The following is a 21407-nucleotide window of genomic DNA, read 5'->3' as shown; positions in this document are numbered from 1 at the left end:
TTACCCTAGGGTAAGCTTTTTTTGAAAAATCTTAAGCGGTGTGCTCAAGTACTTTCTTAAATAAATCTTTTTGCTCTTGGCTTGGTTTAGCAGTTTGTAACGCCATCAACTGAGACATGTCTCCTTGCACTTTAATTTTTCCAGTCATGAATGCTTGCATTGCAGCAGCCATATCAAACTCTAGAAAAACTTTACGTAAAGTTTCTGCGTCCATATTGAGTGTAGTTTTGGCATTTGAAGACAAACCTTTCAAGATTTTGCCGCCATCTAACGCCAATTCGGTATTACCACTTGTATCTGTCACCACCAAGTTAATGGCCAAATTTGCCAAAGCAGGTGGCAAATTCAAATCCCCTGCTTGCGCAGTCAAAGTTTCTACAGTTGAAAACCAATCATCAGTTAAAAAGGCCGGCATGATGTTTCCTCAAATTTATTTGTTCATTTTGTGTCACCTATCCAGACGACATCATTGTGAAGCTAAAATACGCTTGCTGATTGTTATAGCATGTATATCCGATATGTGCCTAAAGTTTTTTGCACGTACCGTTCATATTTTATATTTCTTATACAAAACTTATCAAAATCATTCACATAAAAAAAACACCAATCATAGATTGGTGTTTTGCATTGGCCTAAATGACAAAATTACTCTACAGCGAAGCCAAGATTCACCATATTAATACGTTTGTTTCCAGATTCAGCTTCAGTCGAACAACTTTCGCCTTTGAAGTCGAATTCACGTTGCGAATCCAGCACTTCAAAATCAAACAATTCACGATCGGCTAACTGAGATGGTGAAACGTTCTGTAATGCACCAAAAATACTGTGTAAGCGCTTTGGATGCTCTTTGTCCCATGCACGCAACATGTCATTAATAATGGCACGCTGTAAGTTTTCCTGCGAACCACACAAGTTACACGGAATAATTGGGAATTTACGCATTTCCGCATATTTAATAATGTCTTTCTCTTCCACATAAGCCAGTGGACGAATCAACATATTCTTCTTATCTGTAGATAACAATTTTGGTGGCATTGCTTTTAAGCTGCCGCCATGGAACAAGTTTAGAAAAAACGTCGCTAAGATATCATCACGGTGATGCCCTAGTGCCACTTTGGTTGCACCAATCTCTTGTGCAAAGCCATACAAAGAGCCACGGCGTAAACGCGAACACACCGCACAGTAAGTTTTGCCTTCTGGGGTTAACTTTTTAGTGATGCTGTAAGTGTCTTTTTCCAAAATATAGTATGGAATGTTATTTTCTTCTAAATAACGTGGTAGTACATCTTCAGGGAAACCAGGTTGTTTTTGGTCGAGGTTAACAGCAACCACATCAAAGTTAATCGGGGCAATACGTTTAAACTGCAATAAGATATCCAGCAAGGTATAACTGTCTTTACCACCAGAAATGCAGACCATGACCTTATCGCCATCTTCGATCATTTTAAAATCACGAATAGCATGCCCCACTTGGCGGCGAAGTTTTTTTAACAAACGATAGTAGGCAGAGCTGGTTGGGAGTTCTGGCTTGAAATTAAACCCTTGTTCGGACTCAACTGGCGAGTACATAGGCACGATTAACCCATAAATAAAAATACCGCGCAATTTTATATGATTCGTCAGGCAATCGCATCTAAAGAATGTAAATTCTCATGACCAAATCTTATTGTCATTTTTCCTTATTAGAAAAAGGGTAAATTTGAACGTTGCAGTTCATTTTTTATCCCAAATGCTTATCTTTTGGACTTTTCCACAGTTGTCCACAAAAGCTGTGGATAACTTTGTGGATTTCAAAACACTTGACAGGTGATTCTTCCCATAGTTTAAGGCTTCTATTTAAATTGATCATTTTTTGATCAATTTTATTTTATATAAATATCAGCAACTTATCATAGTCAAGCAATCCCGATTAAAAATAAATTAAATTTTTTTTTGATTATTAACTCCGCAATTAAGCTTGATTTTTACGAAGTCATGAAAAATAAAATTCAGTAGCGCTTTTTATCTAAGTATTTTTTGCTAAACTTAACTTGACTGTTTGGGGACAGAAAAATTGATAAAAAATGAAAAATAAATGGCATAACGTTCAAGCTTACCTTCTTGGCTGTGCATCAGTCTTACTCATAAGTCCTGCCTGCATGGCTGGCGAAACCATTTATCAACTGACCGATTCAAATGGTACGACCCTGCTCACCAATAAAAAAAGTAAATATAGTCATTTGAAAGTCGAAAAAAAAACCTATTATCCCGACAGTAATATGCACAGTTACAGCAACTGGGGAAACTCAGAAGCTTCCGTATTGCCTAGCTACAGCCGCAATCGAAATGCGTTTGATAGCATGATTCGCCAAGCCGCTCAAACGCATGGCGTTTCAGAAGGTTTGATTAAAGCCGTAATGCATACTGAATCTGGTTTTAATGTGAATGCTCGATCTCCTGTTGGTGCATTGGGCTTAATGCAACTGATGCCTGCAACAGCAAAACGTTTTAATGTCTCTAATGCTTATGACCCTCAGCAAAATATTATGGGGGGTGCAAAATATTTAAGCTGGTTATTAAAGCGCTTCAATGGTAATACTTCTTTGGCTTTGGCTGCTTATAATGCGGGTGAAGGCAATGTCGACAAATATGGCGGTATCCCCCCATTTAAAGAAACCCAAGACTATGTGCGCCGTGTGAGCAGCCGTTATAGCAATCTGTATTCAGGTGGTCTCATTAGCAGTGGGAGTAGCTCAGGGAAAATCGTCGCCCAGTCTGTAAGTTACAATGCTCCATCAGCACAGGCTGAATCCATTCCAAATCCTTCATCCAGAAGTAGTCAACGTCAGATCATCATTGCAGCCGATGGTAGTTATACAGATGCACCGCGTTCTGGGACTTATTCGACAGAACATGCTTCGGCATCTGCGCGAATCTATTAATAGAAAAATGTTATTTTTAACGACGAATCACGTTTTTTCCTTGAATTTTTGCAATATTCACCGCATATTGATCCTTATGATTTATAAGTTATAAATCAGATTATATTTCTATATTAAGAGGATTTTCTCAATGATGCGGATTGGTTTGTTCTTGCTAACCAACCTCGCGGTACTGGTTGTAGCTGGCATTATTTTGTCACTCTTCGGTGTCGGTAGTTACCATGGCGCGGGTGGCTTGAATCTAGGCAACCTTTTAGTCGTCTGTTTCGTGTTTGGTATGGTTGGCTCTTTAGTGTCTCTGTTCATGTCGAAATGGATGGCGAAAAAAACAACTGGCACTGAACTTATTGACCCTAATGCTCCACGTAGCCAAGCAGAAGTTTGGTTGCTACAAACAGTTGCGGAATTGTCTCAACGCGCTGGTATTAATATGCCAGAAGTAGGTATTTTCCCATCTTACCAATCGAATGCCTTTGCAACAGGTTGGAATAAAAATGATGCGCTCGTTGCTGTTTCAACAGGTCTACTTGAGCGCATGAACAAAGATGAATTACGTGCAGTACTGGCTCACGAAATTGGTCACGTTGCTAATGGTGATATGGTCACGCTTGCATTGATTCAAGGTGTCGTCAACGCCTTTGTTATGTTCTTTGCTCGTGTTGTAGGTGATTTCATTGACCGTAATGTTTTCGGTCGTGAAGATGGTGAAGCACCTGGCTTAGCTTACTTCGGTATTACAATTGTTCTCGACATCGTCTTTGGTATTTTAGCTTCTGCCATCGTGATGTGGTTCTCACGCTACCGTGAATATCGTGCCGATGAAGCAGGTGCACGTTTAGCAGGTAAACAAGCCATGATTTCTGCCCTATTACGTCTTCAAGCAGAATCAGAGCTTCCTGATCAAATGCCAAAAGAAATGAAAGCGTTCTCTATTGCGGAAGGTAAAGAACAAGGTTTTAGCTTAGCAGCCTTATTCCAAACTCACCCATCAATTGAACAACGTGTAGCAGCCTTACAACAGTTAGACTGCGCATAAGTTTAAAGATTCAAAAAGCCTCCAATATGGAGGCTTTTTTATTAGATTAATCGGTTTAAGACCAGTTTTGATACCAAGACCATACCGCAGTAAATCCATACCAAGAGGCAACAAGCAGCAAAACTATCACTACCAAACCAATCAAATCTGGAATATGTAGCCATAACCACGCAATTACAGGCTGACGCCAAAAGGCTGAATGTTGCTGTTTCTGTTCTAACTTTTCATGTAAATATGGATGAATTACATGCGTCGTGTCGCTGATCTGATATTCGTCCCGAATATGCTCATGTACGACATCGAGTGCTTTTCGGCTTGGACGAATAAAAATATCAAATAAGGTTCCTGCTATAGGAATAAACCCCACTACCAAGTCCATTACTGCCAGTTTATACACTACATTTAATTTATGTTGTGGTACACCAATCTGCTTGGCTTTATACACTGCATAACAGGTTAATGCAAAACCTGCGACATCCCCAGCCACGGGAATAGTCCCCAATGCAGCATCTGCACCTACGCCTTGTTTGGTAAATGGAATTCGAATCAGTGAATCCATCAAATTGGCATATTTCGCTAAATCACGCTCTAAACGAATGACTTCTTGCGGTGTTTTTTTTGTAGCTGATGGCTGTGGAGGCATATGCATGTCGATAGGATGTTGATTTATCTACAGCTTAGATCATTTTGATCTTTAAAAAAGTAACAAAGGGTTATTCAATATTCCAGCAAACTGAATAACCGCTGTTCATTGATCTCAATGCTTTTCAGTATAAATATGGATTGTCCTATACAGAAAACGATCAGCAGCATAAAGAACTATAACTGCTGTTGTTTATTTCCAAACATGGAGCGAATCAACACATACATAAAGGGGATAAAAATCAGTACCAAGACTGTCCCGAAAATCACACCGCCTAAGACACTAATACCGATTTCTTGACGACTTGCCGCCCCAGCACCAAAAGCAAACACCAAAGGAATAACCCCAGCACCAAAAGCCAAAGAAGTCATCAAAATCGGGCGTAAGCGCAAACTCGCCCCTTCCATAGCTGCTTGAATGATGGTAAGACCACGTGTTTGTGCGATAGAAGCAAATTCCACAATCAGAATGGCATTTTTACAGGACAGACCAATCGTGGTGAGTAAGGCGATCTGGAAATAAATGTCATTTGGAAAGCCCACAAAATAGCTAAAGAGAATATTTCCTCCAATGCCTAAAGGAATAGCACTCATCACCGCAGTGGGAATCGTCCAGCTCTCATACAGCGCAGCCAAACATAAAAAGATAAAACCAATCGAAATTAAATATAGCCATAAAGCCTGATGACTGGATTTTTGTTCTTCAAATGAAAGTCCACTCCATGCCAAGTCAATATCAGGCTGCTGTTCCACCAGTTTCTGAATATCGCCCATAGCGACACCAGAGCTAACATTCTTGGCCGTATCTGCTTCCATCTCTAAAGCGGTATAGCCCATAAAGCGTTTCACGACTTCTGGCCCACCGCCCCAATTCACGTTGGCAAAATTGGCAAATGACACCATCTGATTGGTATCATTACGAACATACCATTGCTGTAAATCTTCAGGTTTTGATCTATATTCGGCATCCCCCTGCATCATCACACGTTTAACCCGCCCACGATCAATGAAATCATTCACATAAGAACCGCCCCATGCTGCCGATAAGATACTATTAATCGCAGACTGAGATAAACCTAGAGCCAATGCTTGTTTTTGATCAATTTTGACTTGTAATTCAGCTTTATCAGGGTTCGCCTTGTTATCCAGATTTTCAAAGCTCTTATATTGTTCCGCGGCAGTTTGTAACTTTTTAAACTCTGAATCTAAGAATTGACGTCCATTGCCATTAATATCTCGAATCCAGAACTCCAAACCATCCGTCTGACCTAGCCCACTCACAGATGAAGGCATATTCACCATAATTTTGGCATTCCGATTCTGACGGAAATGTTTGATTGCGCGTTCACGAATTGCTTGAGCTGAATTGTGTTGACCACTACGTTCGTGCCAATGTTTCAAGGCAATGAAACCTTGCCCTAAATTCTGTCCCGTTCCAGAGTAATTACGCCCATAACGCACCATCACCAAATTGACATTGTCTTTTTCTTGACTCAAGAAATACTGTCGAATTTCCTCACCAACTTCGCGACTTTTGGACAGCGGTGCGCCATTAATCAGCTCAAATTGCACACTTAATATGCCCTGATCTTCACTCGGAATAAAACTGGTGGGCAAAGCACGATAAAACAAGGCAAATACAGCGATTAACGCAGTAAATATCACCAAACTGATGCGTTTATGGTTTATGGTCAATTGCGCGAGTTTAAGATAGTGTGTTTTTAACTGGTCTAACTTTTCATTGAACCACACCGCCCATTTTTTTTGCTTATTGCTAGATTGCAAAATTAAAGCACATAGGGCTGGCGTTAACACCAAAGCCACTATTAAGGAAAGCCCGATAGCAGCCACTAAAGTGATGGAAAACTGACGGTAAATTACCCCAGTTGACCCACCAAAAAATGCCATCGGAATAAAGACTGCGGTAAGTACCAAAGTAATCCCAATTAAAGCGCCACTAATTTCCTGCATGGATTCAACAGCAGCATCCTTGGCAGATAAATGCTGTTCATGCATCAGACGCTCTACATTTTCAACCACTACAATCGCATCATCAACCAATAACCCGATGGCTAAAACCAATGCAAATAGGGTTAAGGTATTAATGCTCATGCCTAAAACATACAGAATTGCCATAGTGCCCAAAATCACTACGGGTACAGTAATGGTGGGAATTAAAGTAGCGCGCCAATTCTGTAAAAACAGGAACATGACAATCACTACCAAAATGACTGCCTCAAACAGCGTTTTGACAACTTCCTTAATCGACTCTTGTACAAAGGGTGTATTATCTCGCGGATAAACAATTTTATAGCCCGCAGGTAATTTACTGGATAAATGCTCAACTTCGGTCTTAATCAATGCAGAAGTTGCTAGGGCATTTGCCCCAGAAGACAACGAAATCCCCATCCCCGCTGATGCAAAACCATTGATGGTGTTAAAGGATTGATAGTTTTCCGCACCAAGCTCAATGCGCGCCACATCTTTTAAATAGACAAAACTACCATCACGGTTTGATTTCACAATGATCTGCTCAAATTCAGACACCATTTTGAGGCGTGATCCAGATGTGACTTTAGCATTTAGATATTGATTTTCAACTGTAGGTAAATCACCAATCCCCCCAGCGGCCACTTGAGTATTCTGCGCCTCTATTGCTGTCCTAATGTCTGATGGCATTAAATTATATTGCTTTAATTTTGTAGGATTGAGCCAAATACGCATCGCATATTGCGAACCAAATACATCGACCTCACCTACCCCTTCAATACGGGCAATATCTTGTTCCAAATGAGTCATCATATAATCAGACAACTCAATATTGTCACTACGACCTGAAGCATCGTACAAACCAATCACCATATGGGTATCCCCCAGTGATTTATAGACATTTACGCCTTGGCGCTGTACATCTTCTGGTAATCGGCTGACGACACCATTAATTGCATTCTGAACTTGTACCTGCGCCGTGTCTGGGTCTGTACCATTTTCAAAACTGATGCTAATTCGGCTACGCCCAGAAGAATCACTGCTGGAGCTAAAATATAAAAGGTGATCGATCCCTTTGATTTGTTGTTCTAAAATTTGTGTAACGCTTTCTTCCACGGTTTCAGCGGAAGCACCAGTATAACTTGCACTTACAGTAATTCTTGGTGGCGCAATATCGGGATAACGTTCTACTGGCAAATTTAGAACGGCAAAAAGCCCCAAAGCCATCACAATAATTGCAAGTACACCCGCGAAAATGGGACGTTGTATAAAAAACTTAGACAACATAGGTCTGCGCCACTTATCAAGAAGAAGTAAAAAGGAAGATTCGAAAAACTAGCAAATTTATGTTGATATTCAATGACTCAACTTTAAAACACAATCATTATTAACATAGTTACGGATTTATTGTTCAATTATGGAGGAATTGTGAAGAGGTCATATTCAATCCCTCTCAAATTTATCTACGAGGACGAGAGCCAACCTTCTGATTCTGTAGGTTGATATTTCTTCAAATGCAACTTTACTTACTTTTTTTAAAGGTTCTTCTCAAATTAAAAAAACAACATCATTGTCTAAATTGAATTGCCACTTTTGGCTCATTTGCATGTGGAAAATCCATGTTAAACTTTACAAGTTAGAGCGTGGTATTTTAAGCCCTCTTTAATATATTGCCGCTATTCTTAACTTATCTCAAACGACTTAATCCATCATGAGCGAATACTCTCCACTTAAAGGTAAAACTGGTTTTAAACGAATCTTTAATGCAACCAGCTATTCTATCGCTGGCTTTAAAGCCGCTTTTCAACATGAAGCTGCTTTTCGGCAAATTATTTATATCAATCTTGTTTTAATTCCAGTCACATTTTTTCTTAATGTGAGCCGTAGTGAGCAAGCTATTCTTATCGCCGTTTGTTTGTTAGCAATTATTGTCGAACTTTTCAATTCAGCTTTGGAAGCTATTGTCGATCGTGTTTCTTTAGAACGACATCCGCTTTCTAAAAATGCCAAGGACATGGGTAGCGCAGCACAATTTGTTGCCTTAAGCATAATTGCCATCACTTGGTCACTTATTTTACTGGCTTAATCTTCACTTAAGACATCTCCTCATAATCTGGCGCAAGCTTGCCAATAAGAGAAATAGCTCGACTTAACTTAAACAAGCACTTTAGGTAGAAATTTTGATATATGTCCCTGCTGAACTGTAATAAGTATCAGTGAACATGCTATGGCAATTACCTCTAGCTTGTATTGATTAACAAATAGCTCGCAAATTTTGATTTCATGTTATGTAAGCTAATTGTCGTGCTTTAAAAAGCACTCATCACTTGATACAACCAATGTGACTCAATTAAAAATACAACTCCTTCTTATTCTACTAGCTAAGGATGCTACATTCTCAGTGAAGCATAGAAAATAGTACGATAAAACTCTCCATATAATATTTTAACATTCTGTTTTTTATGACTTTTAAATCTTTTTATACTTAAATAGTAGCGGCAAAAATAAAAAATCCCCACATGAAGTGAGGATTTTTTTAAATGGGTCAGTTTGGACTGATAATTACATCATGCCGCCCATACCACCCATATCAGGCATCGCAGGTTTGTCTTCTGGAATATCTGTGATCATGCATTCAGTTGTGAGCATTAGACCAGCAACAGAAGCAGCATGTTCAAGTGCAGAACGTGTTACTTTTGCAGGATCAAGGATACCCATTTCTAGCATGTCGCCATACTCAGAAGTTGCGGCGTTGTAACCGAAGTTACCTTCGCCATTTTTCACCGCGTTAATCACAACTGAAGGTTCATCACCCGCATTTGCAACAATTTGACGAAGTGGTGCTTCAATTGCACGACGAAGAATGTTGATACCCACGTTTTGGTCATCATTCGCGCCAGTTACACCATCAAGCGCAGTTGCAGCACGTACAAGTGCAACACCACCACCAGCAACTACACCTTCTTCAACCGCAGCACGCGTTGCATGTAATGCATCGTCAACACGGTCTTTCTTCTCTTTCATTTCAACTTCAGTTGCTGCACCAATTTTGATTACAGCCACACCGCCAGCTAATTTAGCAACGCGTTCTTGAAGTTTTTCTTTGTCGTATTCAGACGTAGATTCTTCAATTTGTGCACGGATTTGTTGAACACGCTCAGCGATTTGAGCAGCATCACCAGCACCATCTACAATCACAGTATTTTCTTTAGAAACCGTGATTTTGTGTGCAGTACCTAAATCTTGAAGAGAAGCTTGCTCTAAAGACATGCCTACTTCTTCAGAAATCACTGTCGCACCAGTTAAGATTGCGATGTCTTGAAGCATTGCTTTACGACGGTCACCAAAGCCAGGCGCTTTAACCGCACATACTTTAATAATGCCGCGCATGTTGTTCACAACAAGAGTAGCTAACGCCTCACCTTCAACATCTTCAGCGATGATTAAAAGCGGTTTGCCAGTTTTAGCAACTGCTTCTAAAACAGTAATCAATTCACGGATGTTGCTGATTTTCTTATCAACCAACAAGATGAACGGATTTTCCAATTCAGCAGTTAATGTATCTTGTTTGTTTGCAAAGTATGGAGAGATGTAACCACGGTCAAACTGCATACCTTCTACAACGTCAAGCGCATCTTCAAAGCCTGAACCTTCTTCAACAGTGATTACGCCTTCTTTACCAACGCGTTCCATTGCTTGTGCAATCAATTTACCTACTGTTTCATCAGAGTTTGCAGAGATCGAACCTACTTGCTCAATCGCTTTCGTATCAGATGCAGGTTTTGCAGTTGCTTTAATTTCAGCAACCAATGCTTTAACTGCAAGGTCGATACCACGTTTAAGATCCATTGGGTTCATACCTGCTGTTACAGATTTGATCCCTTCATTTAAGATTGCTTGAGCAAGTACAGTTGCAGTTGTTGTACCGTCACCTGCTATGTCATTAGTTTTTGAAGACACTTCACGAACAAGTTGAGCACCCATGTTTTCAAACTTGTCTTTAAGTGAAATTTCTTTTGCAACAGTAACACCATCTTTAGTGATGTGCGGTGCACCGAAAGAACGGTCGATAACAACGTTACGACCTTTAGGGCCTAAAGTAACTTTTACAGCATCTGCAAGAACGTTAACGCCTGCAATCATTTTTGCGCGAGCTGAATCACCAAATTTTACATCTTTAGCTGACATTTATAGACTCCGAAATTTTTAATCTTTACCAATCTGATATTGAACGAGTAAGGACAGAATTAGCCTTCTAATACAGCTAAAATGTCAGACTCTTTCATGATAAGAAGTTCTTCACCTTGTACTTTTACAGTTGTACCTGCATAAGTACCGAACAATACTTTATCGCCAACTTTTACATCTAAAGCGCGAACACCGTTGTCCGTAATTTGACCATTACCTACAGCAATAATTTCACCTTGTGCTGGTTTTTCTGCTGCAGAACCTGGCAATAAAATACCGCCAGCGGTTTTCGTTTCTTCTTCAACACGACGAATAACTACACGGTCATGTAATGGACGAATGTTGCTCATAAATAACTCCATCAGACTAAGTCTATTAAGATGACTGATGACGACTTATTTATTCCTTTGGTCATCATCAAAATGAATTTAGATGACACTTTTGTGGGGATGGAAAAGAACGCTTCAAGGGCTGCTTTAAAAAAAAAGCATCTTTTTTGTATTTTTTTTGGGCAACATGAATGATTCGTCGATTAATTCAGCAATTTATACCAATACAAATTCTAAATCTTGAAGGCTAAATTGATAATGTCGAACATCGGCCTGCGCATTAATCACATTAAAACTATTACTTAAAGCATGATGTAAACGATAAGACGTTGCTGTTCCTGCATGAATATCAAGCACAGGATGCTCAACCCCCAAATGGTATAAACAATTTAAATCGAATACAGCCGATTGGTGTAAATGCCCATGCAGCAGTGCCTTTAAACCACTTTTACTCCAAACATCTAGTGCCATACGTCCAAGTACAGGACAATCTTTAATACCATGCGGATCATCAGGCGGGGTATAAAAAGGCTGATGTGCTGCAATAATTTTTATTTTTTGTTGAGGTGCATGTTTTAAAATTTGATCAATCTGTTGAATTTGTTCTAAAGAAATATGCCCACGCGTATGGTAACGTCGACGAATACTGTTCACGCCAATCACATAAAAATGCTCAGTTTCCAAGGTCATTTCCATATTGCCAAAAAACAATTGGTAACGGGTAAAGGGATTAAAAATACGGTCCCATAAATGGTACAGCGGAATATCATGGTTACCTGGCACGACCAAATAAGGGCAATTCAAGCTGTCGAGAAATTGTTTACAGTGAAAAAATTCCCTATAACGTGCACGCTGAGTAAGATCCCCACTCACTACCACTAGTTCAGGTCGTTGTTCACGACAAAACTGCTGAATTGCCGTAAGACATTCGGGGCGCTCCGTACCAAAATGCAAATCAGACAGATGTAACAACATAGGGCACCATTATGTTGACTGCATTTTTTTGTACAGTGATATGTAATGGTGGACGCATTTCTACAATTTCACCATCAAGTGCAACCGTTAATTTTTCGCGTCGCGAAAAGACTTTGACATCATCTGCGGCAAAACTATACACATCAGGCGCTTGTTCTAATTCACCACGAATTAACTGTAATAACATCCGAAACAAGGTCAATTTATCACTTTTTGCAACCACGACACCTGCAACCTGCCCTTGCTCTGCACATTTGGCGATACGCAATTTCATTTCTGCTAACTGTAGTTGATTATTACCAAAAAAGATTAAAGGCGTTTTTACAGGATAGATTTTACCATCGACTTCCACCTCCAATTTCAACTCTTTACGATCTCGGATTAACACATCCAGACCCGAAGTGTAGGCATGTAAAGGGAAACGTCCAAACTTGGCATTATAAAGTTCACGACGTTGAATAAATAAAGGATATAAACCCAAACTGGCATTATTTAAGTAAATCTGGTCATTAATTTTAGCCACATGAATGGAGCGTATTTGCCCTGTAGCAATCACTTCTGCCGCTTGCATAATATCGATTGGAATATTTAAAACCCGAGCAACATAATTGAATGTCCCTAAAGGAAGAATACCTAAAGGGATGTTACTGCCCAATAGTGCTTTAGCAACTGCATTTAAAGTGCCATCACCACCAGCAGCAACAATAACACCTATACTCTCTGAAGATTGATGACGCTGGATAATGGATTGCATCAAAGTAGGAAAATCTTTTTTTTCACCCAACTCAAAAGCCTGAATTTCAAAACCTTGTTCCGTGAAATATGTTAGCAATTGCTCATAGACTTGTTCTTTATTGCTGGCATGAAAACCAGAGCGTGCATTGTAAATAATAGAAAGAGGTTTTAAAGTCATGCAAGCAATTCACTTCTATGAAGTATTTGCTCTAATTTTGTCCAATTTATCATCAATTAACAATGCCTTTATGCAAAATTCAAATTACAACCATTTATTTAATCAATAATAATTCTCATAAAAAAATTAGTTATAAATCATTGTAAATAAACAAAATAATTAAAATAAATGATACTCATAAACAAAATAAATATAGAAGAAATGTAAATTAAAAAAATATAAACAACTGATTTATATATAGAAAACTAAAGTCCAATACAAATTATCAATATCTACAAGTAGATAGGGGTGTCTTATTTTTTTCATCATTTTGTGCTTTAATACTGCCACTTTTTTTTACTTTCATCTAGGTAATCTGATTACTTAGATTGGACTTTGTACAAAATTTGTACACTTTTAAGATAGGCCTCACCATGACCCAAGTGAACGCACCAGAATTCGTTCGTCACCCTAAGCTTATTGCATGGGTTGAAGAAATTGCGAAATTAACCAAACCAGCAAAGATTGAATGGTGTGACGGCAGCGAAGAAGAATATCAACGTCTTATCGACTTGATGATCGCTAACGGCACTATGCAAGCTTTAAATCAAGAAAAACACCCTGGTTCTTATCTTGCAAATTCTGACCCTTCTGACGTTGCTCGTGTTGAAGGTCGTACATACATCTGCTCTGAAAAAGAAGAAGATGCTGGTGCGACAAACAACTGGGAAGCTCCTGCAGAAATGCGCGCTCGTTTAAATGGTTTATTTGACGGTGCTATGCAAGGTCGTACAATGTACGTTGTACCTTTTTCTATGGGTCCGTTGGGCAGTCACATTGCGCACATCGGTATCGAATTAACAGACTCTCCTTACGTTGCAGTAAGCATGTCTAAAATGGCACGTATGGGTAAAGCCGTTTATGACGTTCTTGGTACTGATGGCGAATATGTTCCTTGCGTACATACAGTAGGCGCTCCGCTTGCTGAAGGTCAGAAAGACGTTGCATGGCCATGCAACCCTGAAAAATATATCGTACATTATCCAGAAACTCGTGAAATTTGGTCATACGGTTCTGGCTACGGCGGCAATGCATTATTGGGTAAAAAATGCTTAGCTCTCCGTATTGCTTCTGCAATGGGCCGTGAACAAGGCTGGTTAGCTGAACACATGTTGATCCTTGGCGTAACGAATCCTCAAGGTGAGAAACACTACATCGCAGCAGCATTCCCTTCTGCTTGTGGTAAAACAAACTTTGCAATGTTAATTCCACCAGCTGGTTACGAAGGTTGGAAAATTGAAACTGTAGGTGATGATATTGCTTGGATTAAACCAGGTGAAGATGGTCGCTTATATGCAATTAACCCAGAAGCTGGTTTCTTCGGTGTTGCTCCTGGTACAAATACCAAGACTAACCCGAACTGTATGGCGACACTTCATAAAGACGTGATCTATACCAATGTTGCTGTGACTGACAATGGCGAAGTTTGGTGGGAAGGTCTTACTAAAGAAGCACCTACAAACCTAACTAACTGGAAAGGTCAACCTCACACAGGTACTGAAAAAGCCGCTCATCCAAATGCGCGCTTTACTGTTGCTGCAGGTCAATGCCCTTCTATTGACGCTGACTGGGAAAATCCAGCAGGTGTACCAATTTCTGCGTTCATCTTCGGTGGTCGCCGTGCAGACACAGTTCCATTAGTTTCAGAAGCATTTGACTGGGTTGATGGCGTATACAAAGCTGCAACTATGGGTTCTGAAACTACTGCAGCTGCTGTGGGCCAACAAGGTATTGTTCGTCGTGATCCATTTGCTATGCTTCCGTTCGCGGGCTACAACATGGCAGACTACTTCTCTCACTGGTTAGAACTTGGTGCAGAAGTTGAAGCAAAAGCAAAAGCTGCTGGTAACAAACTTCCAGGCATCTACAATGTAAACTGGTTCCGCCGTGATGCAGAAGGCAACTTCGTATGGCCTGGTTTCGGTCAAAACATGCGTGTGCTTGAGTGGATCATTGATCGTTGCGAAGGTCGTGCAAGCGCTGTTGAAACACCAATTGGCTTAGTACCAACTTACGAACAATTAAACTGGACAGGTTCTGATTTCACTAAAGAGCAGTTTGAACTTGTAACTTCTCAAGATAAAGATCAATGGATCAAAGAAATTGAGAGCCACACTGAATTGTTCAGTCAATTAGGTGACCGTCTTCCAGAAGCACTAAAAGTTCGTCAAAACCAACTTTTAGAAGCCGTTAAGCAATCAGCTTAAGTACAAAATAAGACTCAGAAAAAAGACCGTATAAACGGTCTTTTTTCTACCTATTTTATAAACTTTATAATTTTACAAAAACATAAAAGGGGAAATTCATGCTAAAAGCACTCACACTGACAACTTGCTTGTTTGGTCTATCTGGTCTTGCTCTAGCCAACACAGAAACAACAGAACAATCAGCCCTACGAATCTGTACCATCAAGGGTACGCCTGATTCTAGCCAGTTTCAGATTAAAAAACGCATTAAAGTCGCTAAAGGGACTTATGGAAGTGTAGAAGAACTCTACCCTCGCTTCGCAGAGCGTGCGCACCAAGTCGGTGGTAATGTGGTTATCAATTACAATGCTAGTCAAAGATTTGGTTTCTGGCCTTGGCGTATTGTACGTCCAGTTGTATGGGGTACAGCTGTTAAATGGAATACGCCTGTAAATTGCCAGCAGATTGGTGGTATCGAAATCTAAATGTAGAAAAGCCGCTTACGCGGCTTTTTTACCAGCTAAATAACCTGCTTTTCCTTAGGTCAGAAGCCAATATAAATTCAAAGAATATTAAGCTGCTATTTCTTGTGCGCGGCGCTTATGTAATTCAACCAGATATTCATCCAAGTGAGTAATCTGATCTTGGTCAAATTTTAGATAAAGCTTAGTACGGCGTTTTAAAATATCTTCACTACTCATTGCCCATTCATGAGCGACCAAATAATCCACCTCCTGTTGATACAACTCGTGTCCAAAGTGCTGTCCGAGTGCAGAAATACTTTCACAACCATCCAACATCTTCCAAACACGCGAACCATAAGTATGTATCCAACGCTGCGCCAGTGTTTGAGTTATACCTTGTACATGCTGTTGTAACTCTTCGACCAAACGAACCTCATCAAAAAAGTTTTCGCCACCTGGCAACAAGGCTTTGGCAGTCCAATTTGGTTTTAATTTACTAAAAAAAGGCTTAAGTTGATGCATCGCAGATTCCGCCAATTTACGATAAGTCGTAAGCTTCCCCCCATACACTGAAAGCAATGGGGCATGCTGCTGTTGAGTCAACACCAAGGTATAATCGCGGGTCATGGCAGATGGATTATCAGATTCATCATCACACAGTGGACGTACACCTGAATAGGTCGCAATAATATCCTGACGGGTCAGTTGATGCTGAAAATGTGCATTCATGACCTGCAACAGATAATCAATTTCGCTTTCTGTAATGTCCACTTGATCTGGATTACCTAAATAACGCTGATCTGTGGTACCAATTAAGGTGTATTCATCTAAGTATGGAATAGCAAAAACAATTCGTTGATCATCATTTTGCAGAATAAATGCCTTATCTCCCGCATAAATCTTCGGCACAATAATATGGCTACCTTGAATCAATCGAATACTATAAGAGGCCTTCATCTTCAAGTCTTGCTGGATAAATTCAGTCACCCAAGGCCCTGCAGCATTGACCAATATTTTGGCACGTACCGTAAATGTACTCTGTGCATTTTGTAACTGTACCGTCCACGTATTCTGCTCTGCCTGTGCAGTAATACAGCGTGTGCGTGTCTGTATACTTGCTCCATTTTCATGGGCTTGGATTGCATTCGCAATCACCAGACGCGCATCATCTACCGCACAATCCGAATACTCGAATCCTTTTACAATTTCAGGCTTAAATAGGCTGGTTTTCGGATCAAAATCAACCAAATTTGAACCTGCTAACTTTTCCCGCTTACCTAAATGATCATAGAAAAATAAACCTGTCCGAATGAGCCACGCAGGACGTAAATGTGGACGATGCGGCATAATAAATCGCATAGCACGAATAAGATGTGGCGCTTTGGCCATCAGCACTTCACGTTCCGCTAAAGCCTCTCGTACCAAGCGGAATTCTTTATGCTCCAAATAACGCAAACCACCATGAATTAATTTACTGCTAGCTGACGAGGTATGACTGGCTAAATCATCCTTTTCACACAACAAAACAGATAAACCTCGCCCTGCGGCATCAGCAGCAATCCCCACACCGTTGATTCCCCCACCGATAACCACTAGGTCATATGTATGATGTTGATCCATATTTAGGTTCCTCCTATTTTGCGCGCTTTAAGCACCTTTTATTTTGTTATTTAATTCTTTCTTCAATCCTAACAGAAAACCCAAATCACTATAGATTAATTGTCCAACCAAGACGGTTAAATTGAATTATTTTATCTCAAAAGCTTTTTCAAGCTTAACCATCTTCCAGATTTAACATCTGTCCAGCATTTATACGATTCATCGGCAAACATAGACTTAAGTGCGACGAATGTCTAATGCAGATTCATCCGCATCGGCGTATAAAAGATTATGTGAAAAGTAACATATACCCTCTTTTTCAAAATACATGTTTTTAGATTTTTCTCCCCCTTTCTGAAGAATTTAAAAGAATGTGTTTTGCCACAGCTTTGGAATTTCTTGTGTCAAACTCATCCCCACAAATTGTACACACGCCATTTGATCGAAAAACACGTTTTAAATCTATTTTAGGTGGCTCCGCTGGTAACCTTGTAGAGTGGTACGATTGGTACGTTTATGCAGCCTTCACACTTTATTTTGCGCCTGTTTTCTTTCCAGAAGGCAATGAAACCGTCAAACTTTTACAGGCCGCAGCAGTATTTGCCTTAGGCTTTTTAATGCGCCCCATTGGCGCTTGGATTATGGGCATCTATGCAGATCGTAAAGGACGTAAGGCAGGTTTAACACTCTCTGTATCCTTAATGTGTATTGGCTCACTGATGATTGCCTGCGCGCCTTCCTATGATGCCGCTGGAATGTTGGCTCCTGCGATTTTATTGTTTGCACGTTTATTACAAGGGTTAAGTGTTGGTGGAGAATATGGCTCTAGTGCAACATATTTAACAGAAATGGCAGGTAAAAATCATCGTGGGTTTTTCTCTAGTTTTCAGTATGTAACCTTAATTTCTGGACAACTCATCGCTCTGTGCGTACTGATTATTTTGCAACATACACTTTCTGAACAAGCACTACATGCTTGGGGATGGCGTATTCCCTTCCTGATTGGTGCAATGCTAGCAATTGTTGTGTTCTGGATTCGTCGTGGACTGGTTGAAACCCAATCTTCAAAAGAAGCTCAGGAGCAAGCCAAACAAGGTGGCCCAAAATCAGGGGCAATCGAGTTATTTACTAAACATCCTAAAGCGGCTTTTACTGTCATTATGCTGACTGCAGGCGGCACACTCGCATTCAATACCTTTACTACTTATCTACAAAAATACTTGGTGAATACTTCTGGTTTTGACAAAGGCACTGCCACTGAAATTACCACCGCAGCCATCTTTATTTTTATGCTAATTCAACCTGTGGTAGGTGCCTTGTCCGATAAAATTGGACGTAAACCAATTATGATTGCTTTCGGTATTTGTGGCGTACTTTTTACAATACCGATTTTCAATCGTCTAGGAACAACTACTGATGCAACCACTGCATTCTGGCTCTGTATGAGCGGGATGGTTATTGTTACTGGGTATACCGCAATTAATGCTGTCGTAAAAGCAGAATTATTTCCACCACACATCCGTGCTTTAGGTGTCGCACTGCCTTATGCGATTGCTAACACCATTTTTGGCGGTACGGCAGAATTGGTGGCTTTGAGCTTTAAAAATGCGGGACACGAAAGTTATTTCTTCTACTATATTACCTTCATGATTGGTCTCTCACTCATCACTTACATCTTTATGAAGGACACTAAAAAACATAGTCTGATCACAGACCATTAAACGCTGAAAATAAACACTGACGACCTACCTTTATTTTGTTACAGGTAGGTCGTTTTACTTTGAACCACATCGTTATTTTCGTAGGCTTATGTCATACTGTGCGCAAGAATAAAACACGGAACTTTCACGATGAAAAAAACGGTTCAATTTTTAGGGCTTGGTTTTATCGCTTTGGGACTCGCAGCCTGCCAAAGCACTCCCCAACAGTATAATGGTCAAGTCGGTTACCGTGTAGAAAGCCAAACAGCAGACTCAGCAACCCTCGCGTACACCCTTGCTGGTCGTCAAAATCAAGACTTAGATGCCAAAAAACTACAGCGTGCTTGCCAGAAAGTTTTAGGTACAAATAAAACCTTTAAATTACAAATTCTTAGCGTGAATGAAGTTGCTAACCCTGCTGCGATGGCATCTGAGAGTTATGGTCGACAGATTGGTAACTCACGAACCTCGATTGGTCTAAGCAACACGCCAGATTTACATAATGGTGAAGACTACGCAACACGTCAGGCTTTAGAAGCGCGTCCAAGTACTTTGCGTATTGTGCGTTATAGCTGCTCATAAAATCAAAGCCTTATAAGACGCTATGCATTATAGCGTCTTATAAAAGCTCACATTGCGAAACTCTTTTGCTTCATCCAAATCAGGCCAAGTTGTGGCACTGCGCTCATCAATTTTCATATATTTTGGATGACTAAAATTTTTCACTCGACTGTCTGCCACCCAAACTTCGGGAGCAAATTTTAAGAATTCATCCAAGAAGAAACGGTTACATTGGTCATAGAGCACATCTGCTGCCAATAACACATCCACCTGTTCCGATTGATATAAATCGTCTAAATATTCCAATTCAACCTGATTTAACATCGCATTTTCCTTGCACGATGCCAAACTCACTTTGTCGATATCACAGCAAATCACACGTTTCGCACCCGCCATTTTGGCAGCAATCGCAACTACACCTGAGCCTGCACCAAAATCGAGGACTACTTTATCTTTCACATGATGTGGCTCTGCCAATAACCACTGTGCCATTGCCAACCCCGAAGCCCAGCAAAAAATCCAGTATGGGGTTTCATTCCAAATGCGACGAATCACCTCATCATCTAGACGATCTGTTGGAAAAACAGGTGGAATGAGCCACAAAGAAATAGGGGTTTCTGGCAACTGTTGCGCCAATAGCTTCGCCTGAGGAATGACCTCATGCAATGCATCCAATAAGTGTTGTGGTGCTTTCGCCATTTGAAAAGTACAGCTCATTAAATTTATAAACCTTTAATGCTACGCAAAATATGCATCGTTCAAAAACAGCAATTCAAATACTGCCATCGCTGTCACTCGAATCCACAGATCAGGCGATCATAATCTAGCTGTGCATGACTGAAAAGTAATAATCGACTTAGTAAACCTACGCAATCACTTAAAGCAATTTAAACAGAGGTTTTTTCGAATAAGCCTAAAATTCTCTTAAATGAAATCTATCCCATAAAAAAAAGCTGTATAGTTTTATGCTATACAGCTTTTTAGAAGCATACTTAAAGTATTAGCCTAAAGCTTTCTCAGCCGCTTCAACTGTTTGACGAATTAAAGTCGTAATGGTCATTGGACCTACACCACCTGGAACAGGCGTATAAGCAGATGCAATCTCTTCAATACCTACCAATTGGATGTCACCTACACCACCGCCATCACGCGGATGGAAACCAGCATCAACCACAACAGCACCTTGCTTAATCCAGTCTTTTTGAATCAGCTCAGCTTTACCTACTGCACCCACAATAATATCGGCTTGTTTAACAAACTCAGAAAGGTTTTGAGTACGTGAATGGCAAATCGTTACTGTTGCATTTGCTTCCAATAACATCGCCGCCATTGGTTTGCCTAAAATTGCAGAACGACCAACAACCACAGCATGTTTACCTGCAATTTCAATGTTGTTTTCTTTTAGGATGGTCATAATTCCCGCTGGTGTTGCAGAACCATAAGCCGCTTCACCCATTGCCATACGACCATAGCCAAGGCAAGTTACACCATCTACATCTTTTTCTAAAGAAATGGCATCGAAACATGCACGCTCATCAATTTGCTCAGGCACTGGGTGCTGCAACAAAATACCGTGCACATCTGGATTAGCATTTAATTTTTCAATTTCAGCCAATAATTGTTCAGTTGTTGTTTCTTTCGGCAGTTCAACTTTTAATGAATCCATACCGACACGACGGCAGGCATTTCCCTTCATGCGCACGTAAGTCGCTGACGCACCATCATCACCAACCAAAATCGTTGCCAAAATTGGGGTACGACCTGATTTTGCTTTTAACGCTTCAACACGGGTTAACAAGTCAGTTTCAATTTTTTTAGCCAACGCACGACCATCTAAAACTAATGCCACAGCACATCTCCAAGGT

Annotated in this window: 18 protein-coding genes; 7 read left to right on the top strand and 11 right to left on the bottom strand. The window is 40.3% G+C overall.

Annotated elements, in window-relative coordinates; genetic code table 11:
• Nucleotides 1-31 precede the first annotated feature (31 nt).
• Both C3F34_RS11455 and ttcA read right to left on the bottom strand, forming a co-directional pair.
• On the bottom strand, nt 32-415 hold the full coding sequence (locus C3F34_RS11455) for an SCP2 sterol-binding domain-containing protein (RefSeq protein WP_016167018.1): 384 nt from the start codon (nt 413-415) through the stop codon (nt 32-34).
• 230 nt (nt 416-645) lie between these two features.
• Nucleotides 646-1569 (bottom strand): tRNA 2-thiocytidine(32) synthetase TtcA, encoded by a 924-nt coding sequence (gene ttcA, locus C3F34_RS11450; RefSeq protein ID WP_044741228.1) that lies wholly within the window; start codon nt 1567-1569, stop codon nt 646-648.
• A gap of 494 nt (nt 1570-2063) precedes the next feature.
• On the opposite strand from ttcA, the gene C3F34_RS11445 reads away from it, so the two are divergent.
• Nucleotides 2064-2921, top strand: a complete 858-nt coding sequence (locus C3F34_RS11445; RefSeq protein ID WP_044741227.1) for a lytic transglycosylase domain-containing protein — start codon at nt 2064-2066, stop codon at nt 2919-2921.
• A 130-nt stretch (nt 2922-3051) separates the two neighbouring features.
• Complete coding sequence (htpX, locus tag C3F34_RS11440) at nt 3052-3957, top strand: protease HtpX (protein ID WP_016167021.1); 906 nt, start codon at nt 3052-3054, stop codon at nt 3955-3957.
• Between the two features lie 55 nt (nt 3958-4012).
• Here the strand turns inward: htpX and C3F34_RS11435 are convergent, their stop codons facing one another.
• Together C3F34_RS11435 and C3F34_RS11430 are read right to left on the bottom strand one after the other, a co-directional pair.
• The gene (locus C3F34_RS11435) at nt 4013-4600 is read right to left on the bottom strand and encodes a DUF4112 domain-containing protein (RefSeq protein WP_044741226.1); all 588 of its coding nucleotides are present in this window, start codon (nt 4598-4600) and stop codon (nt 4013-4015) included.
• Between the two features lie 176 nt (nt 4601-4776).
• Nucleotides 4777-7875 carry a multidrug efflux RND transporter permease subunit gene (locus C3F34_RS11430; RefSeq protein WP_104441631.1) on the bottom strand — a complete coding sequence of 1033 codons (3099 nt, stop codon included), beginning with the start codon at nt 7873-7875 and terminating at the stop codon, nt 4777-4779.
• 424 nt (nt 7876-8299) lie between these two features.
• Between C3F34_RS11430 and C3F34_RS11425 the strand changes: the two genes are divergently transcribed.
• On the top strand, nt 8300-8674 hold the full coding sequence (locus C3F34_RS11425; RefSeq protein ID WP_044740773.1) for a diacylglycerol kinase: 375 nt from the start codon (nt 8300-8302) through the stop codon (nt 8672-8674).
• 476 nt (nt 8675-9150) lie between these two features.
• Here C3F34_RS11425 and groL read toward each other — a convergent pair whose 3' ends face one another.
• The 4 genes from groL to C3F34_RS11405 form a co-directional block, all read right to left on the bottom strand.
• Complete coding sequence (gene groL, locus C3F34_RS11420) at nt 9151-10776, bottom strand: chaperonin GroEL (protein WP_104441630.1); 1626 nt, start codon at nt 10774-10776, stop codon at nt 9151-9153.
• A gap of 59 nt (nt 10777-10835) precedes the next feature.
• Complete coding sequence (locus tag C3F34_RS11415) at nt 10836-11126, bottom strand: co-chaperone GroES (protein WP_016167026.1); 291 nt, start codon at nt 11124-11126, stop codon at nt 10836-10838.
• 195 nt (nt 11127-11321) lie between these two features.
• Nucleotides 11322-12080, bottom strand: coding sequence for a metallophosphoesterase family protein (locus C3F34_RS11410; RefSeq protein ID WP_044740774.1), 759 nt, complete (start codon nt 12078-12080; stop codon nt 11322-11324).
• Entirely contained in the window at nt 12061-12993 is a 933-nt protein-coding gene (locus C3F34_RS11405; protein WP_016167028.1) for a diacylglycerol/lipid kinase family protein, read from the bottom strand. Before C3F34_RS11405 ends, C3F34_RS11410 begins: the two co-directional genes overlap by 20 nt.
• A 413-nt stretch (nt 12994-13406) precedes the next feature.
• Here C3F34_RS11405 and C3F34_RS11400 point away from each other — a divergent pair, with 413 nt between their 5' ends.
• Complete coding sequence (locus C3F34_RS11400; RefSeq protein ID WP_044740775.1) at nt 13407-15239, top strand: phosphoenolpyruvate carboxykinase (GTP); 1833 nt, start codon at nt 13407-13409, stop codon at nt 15237-15239.
• Nucleotides 15240-15337: 98 nt separating this feature from the next.
• Nucleotides 15338-15703 carry a hypothetical protein gene (locus C3F34_RS11395; protein WP_104441629.1) on the top strand — a complete coding sequence of 122 codons (366 nt, stop codon included), beginning with the start codon at nt 15338-15340 and terminating at the stop codon, nt 15701-15703.
• Nucleotides 15704-15790: 87 nt separating this feature from the next.
• Here C3F34_RS11395 and glpD read toward each other — a convergent pair whose 3' ends face one another.
• A complete protein-coding gene (gene glpD / locus C3F34_RS11390; protein WP_104441628.1) occupies nt 15791-17302 on the bottom strand; it encodes a glycerol-3-phosphate dehydrogenase in 1512 nt (503 codons plus the stop codon).
• 350 nt (nt 17303-17652) lie between these two features.
• Between glpD and C3F34_RS11385 the strand changes: the two genes are divergently transcribed.
• Together C3F34_RS11385 and C3F34_RS11380 are read left to right on the top strand one after the other, a co-directional pair.
• Complete coding sequence (locus tag C3F34_RS11385; protein ID WP_416333034.1) at nt 17653-19002, top strand: MFS transporter; 1350 nt, start codon at nt 17653-17655, stop codon at nt 19000-19002.
• A gap of 129 nt (nt 19003-19131) precedes the next feature.
• Nucleotides 19132-19563, top strand: a complete 432-nt coding sequence (locus C3F34_RS11380; protein WP_104441627.1) for a hypothetical protein — start codon at nt 19132-19134, stop codon at nt 19561-19563.
• 27 nt (nt 19564-19590) lie between these two features.
• On the opposite strand, the gene C3F34_RS11375 is transcribed toward C3F34_RS11380, so the two are convergent.
• Complete coding sequence (locus C3F34_RS11375) at nt 19591-20259, bottom strand: class I SAM-dependent methyltransferase (protein ID WP_104441626.1); 669 nt, start codon at nt 20257-20259, stop codon at nt 19591-19593.
• A gap of 283 nt (nt 20260-20542) precedes the next feature.
• Nucleotides 20543-21391: a bifunctional methylenetetrahydrofolate dehydrogenase/methenyltetrahydrofolate cyclohydrolase FolD gene (gene folD, locus C3F34_RS11370; protein ID WP_104441625.1), complete on the bottom strand. Its 849-nt coding sequence runs from the start codon at nt 21389-21391 to the stop codon at nt 20543-20545.
• Nucleotides 21392-21407 lie beyond the last annotated feature (16 nt).

This window comes from Acinetobacter sp. ACNIH2 (assembly GCF_002934965.1).
Taxonomy (GTDB): domain Bacteria; phylum Pseudomonadota; class Gammaproteobacteria; order Pseudomonadales; family Moraxellaceae; genus Acinetobacter; species Acinetobacter tandoii.
Note: the sequence above shows the minus strand (reverse complement) of the source record. Positions and strands in the feature narration are given on the sequence as shown.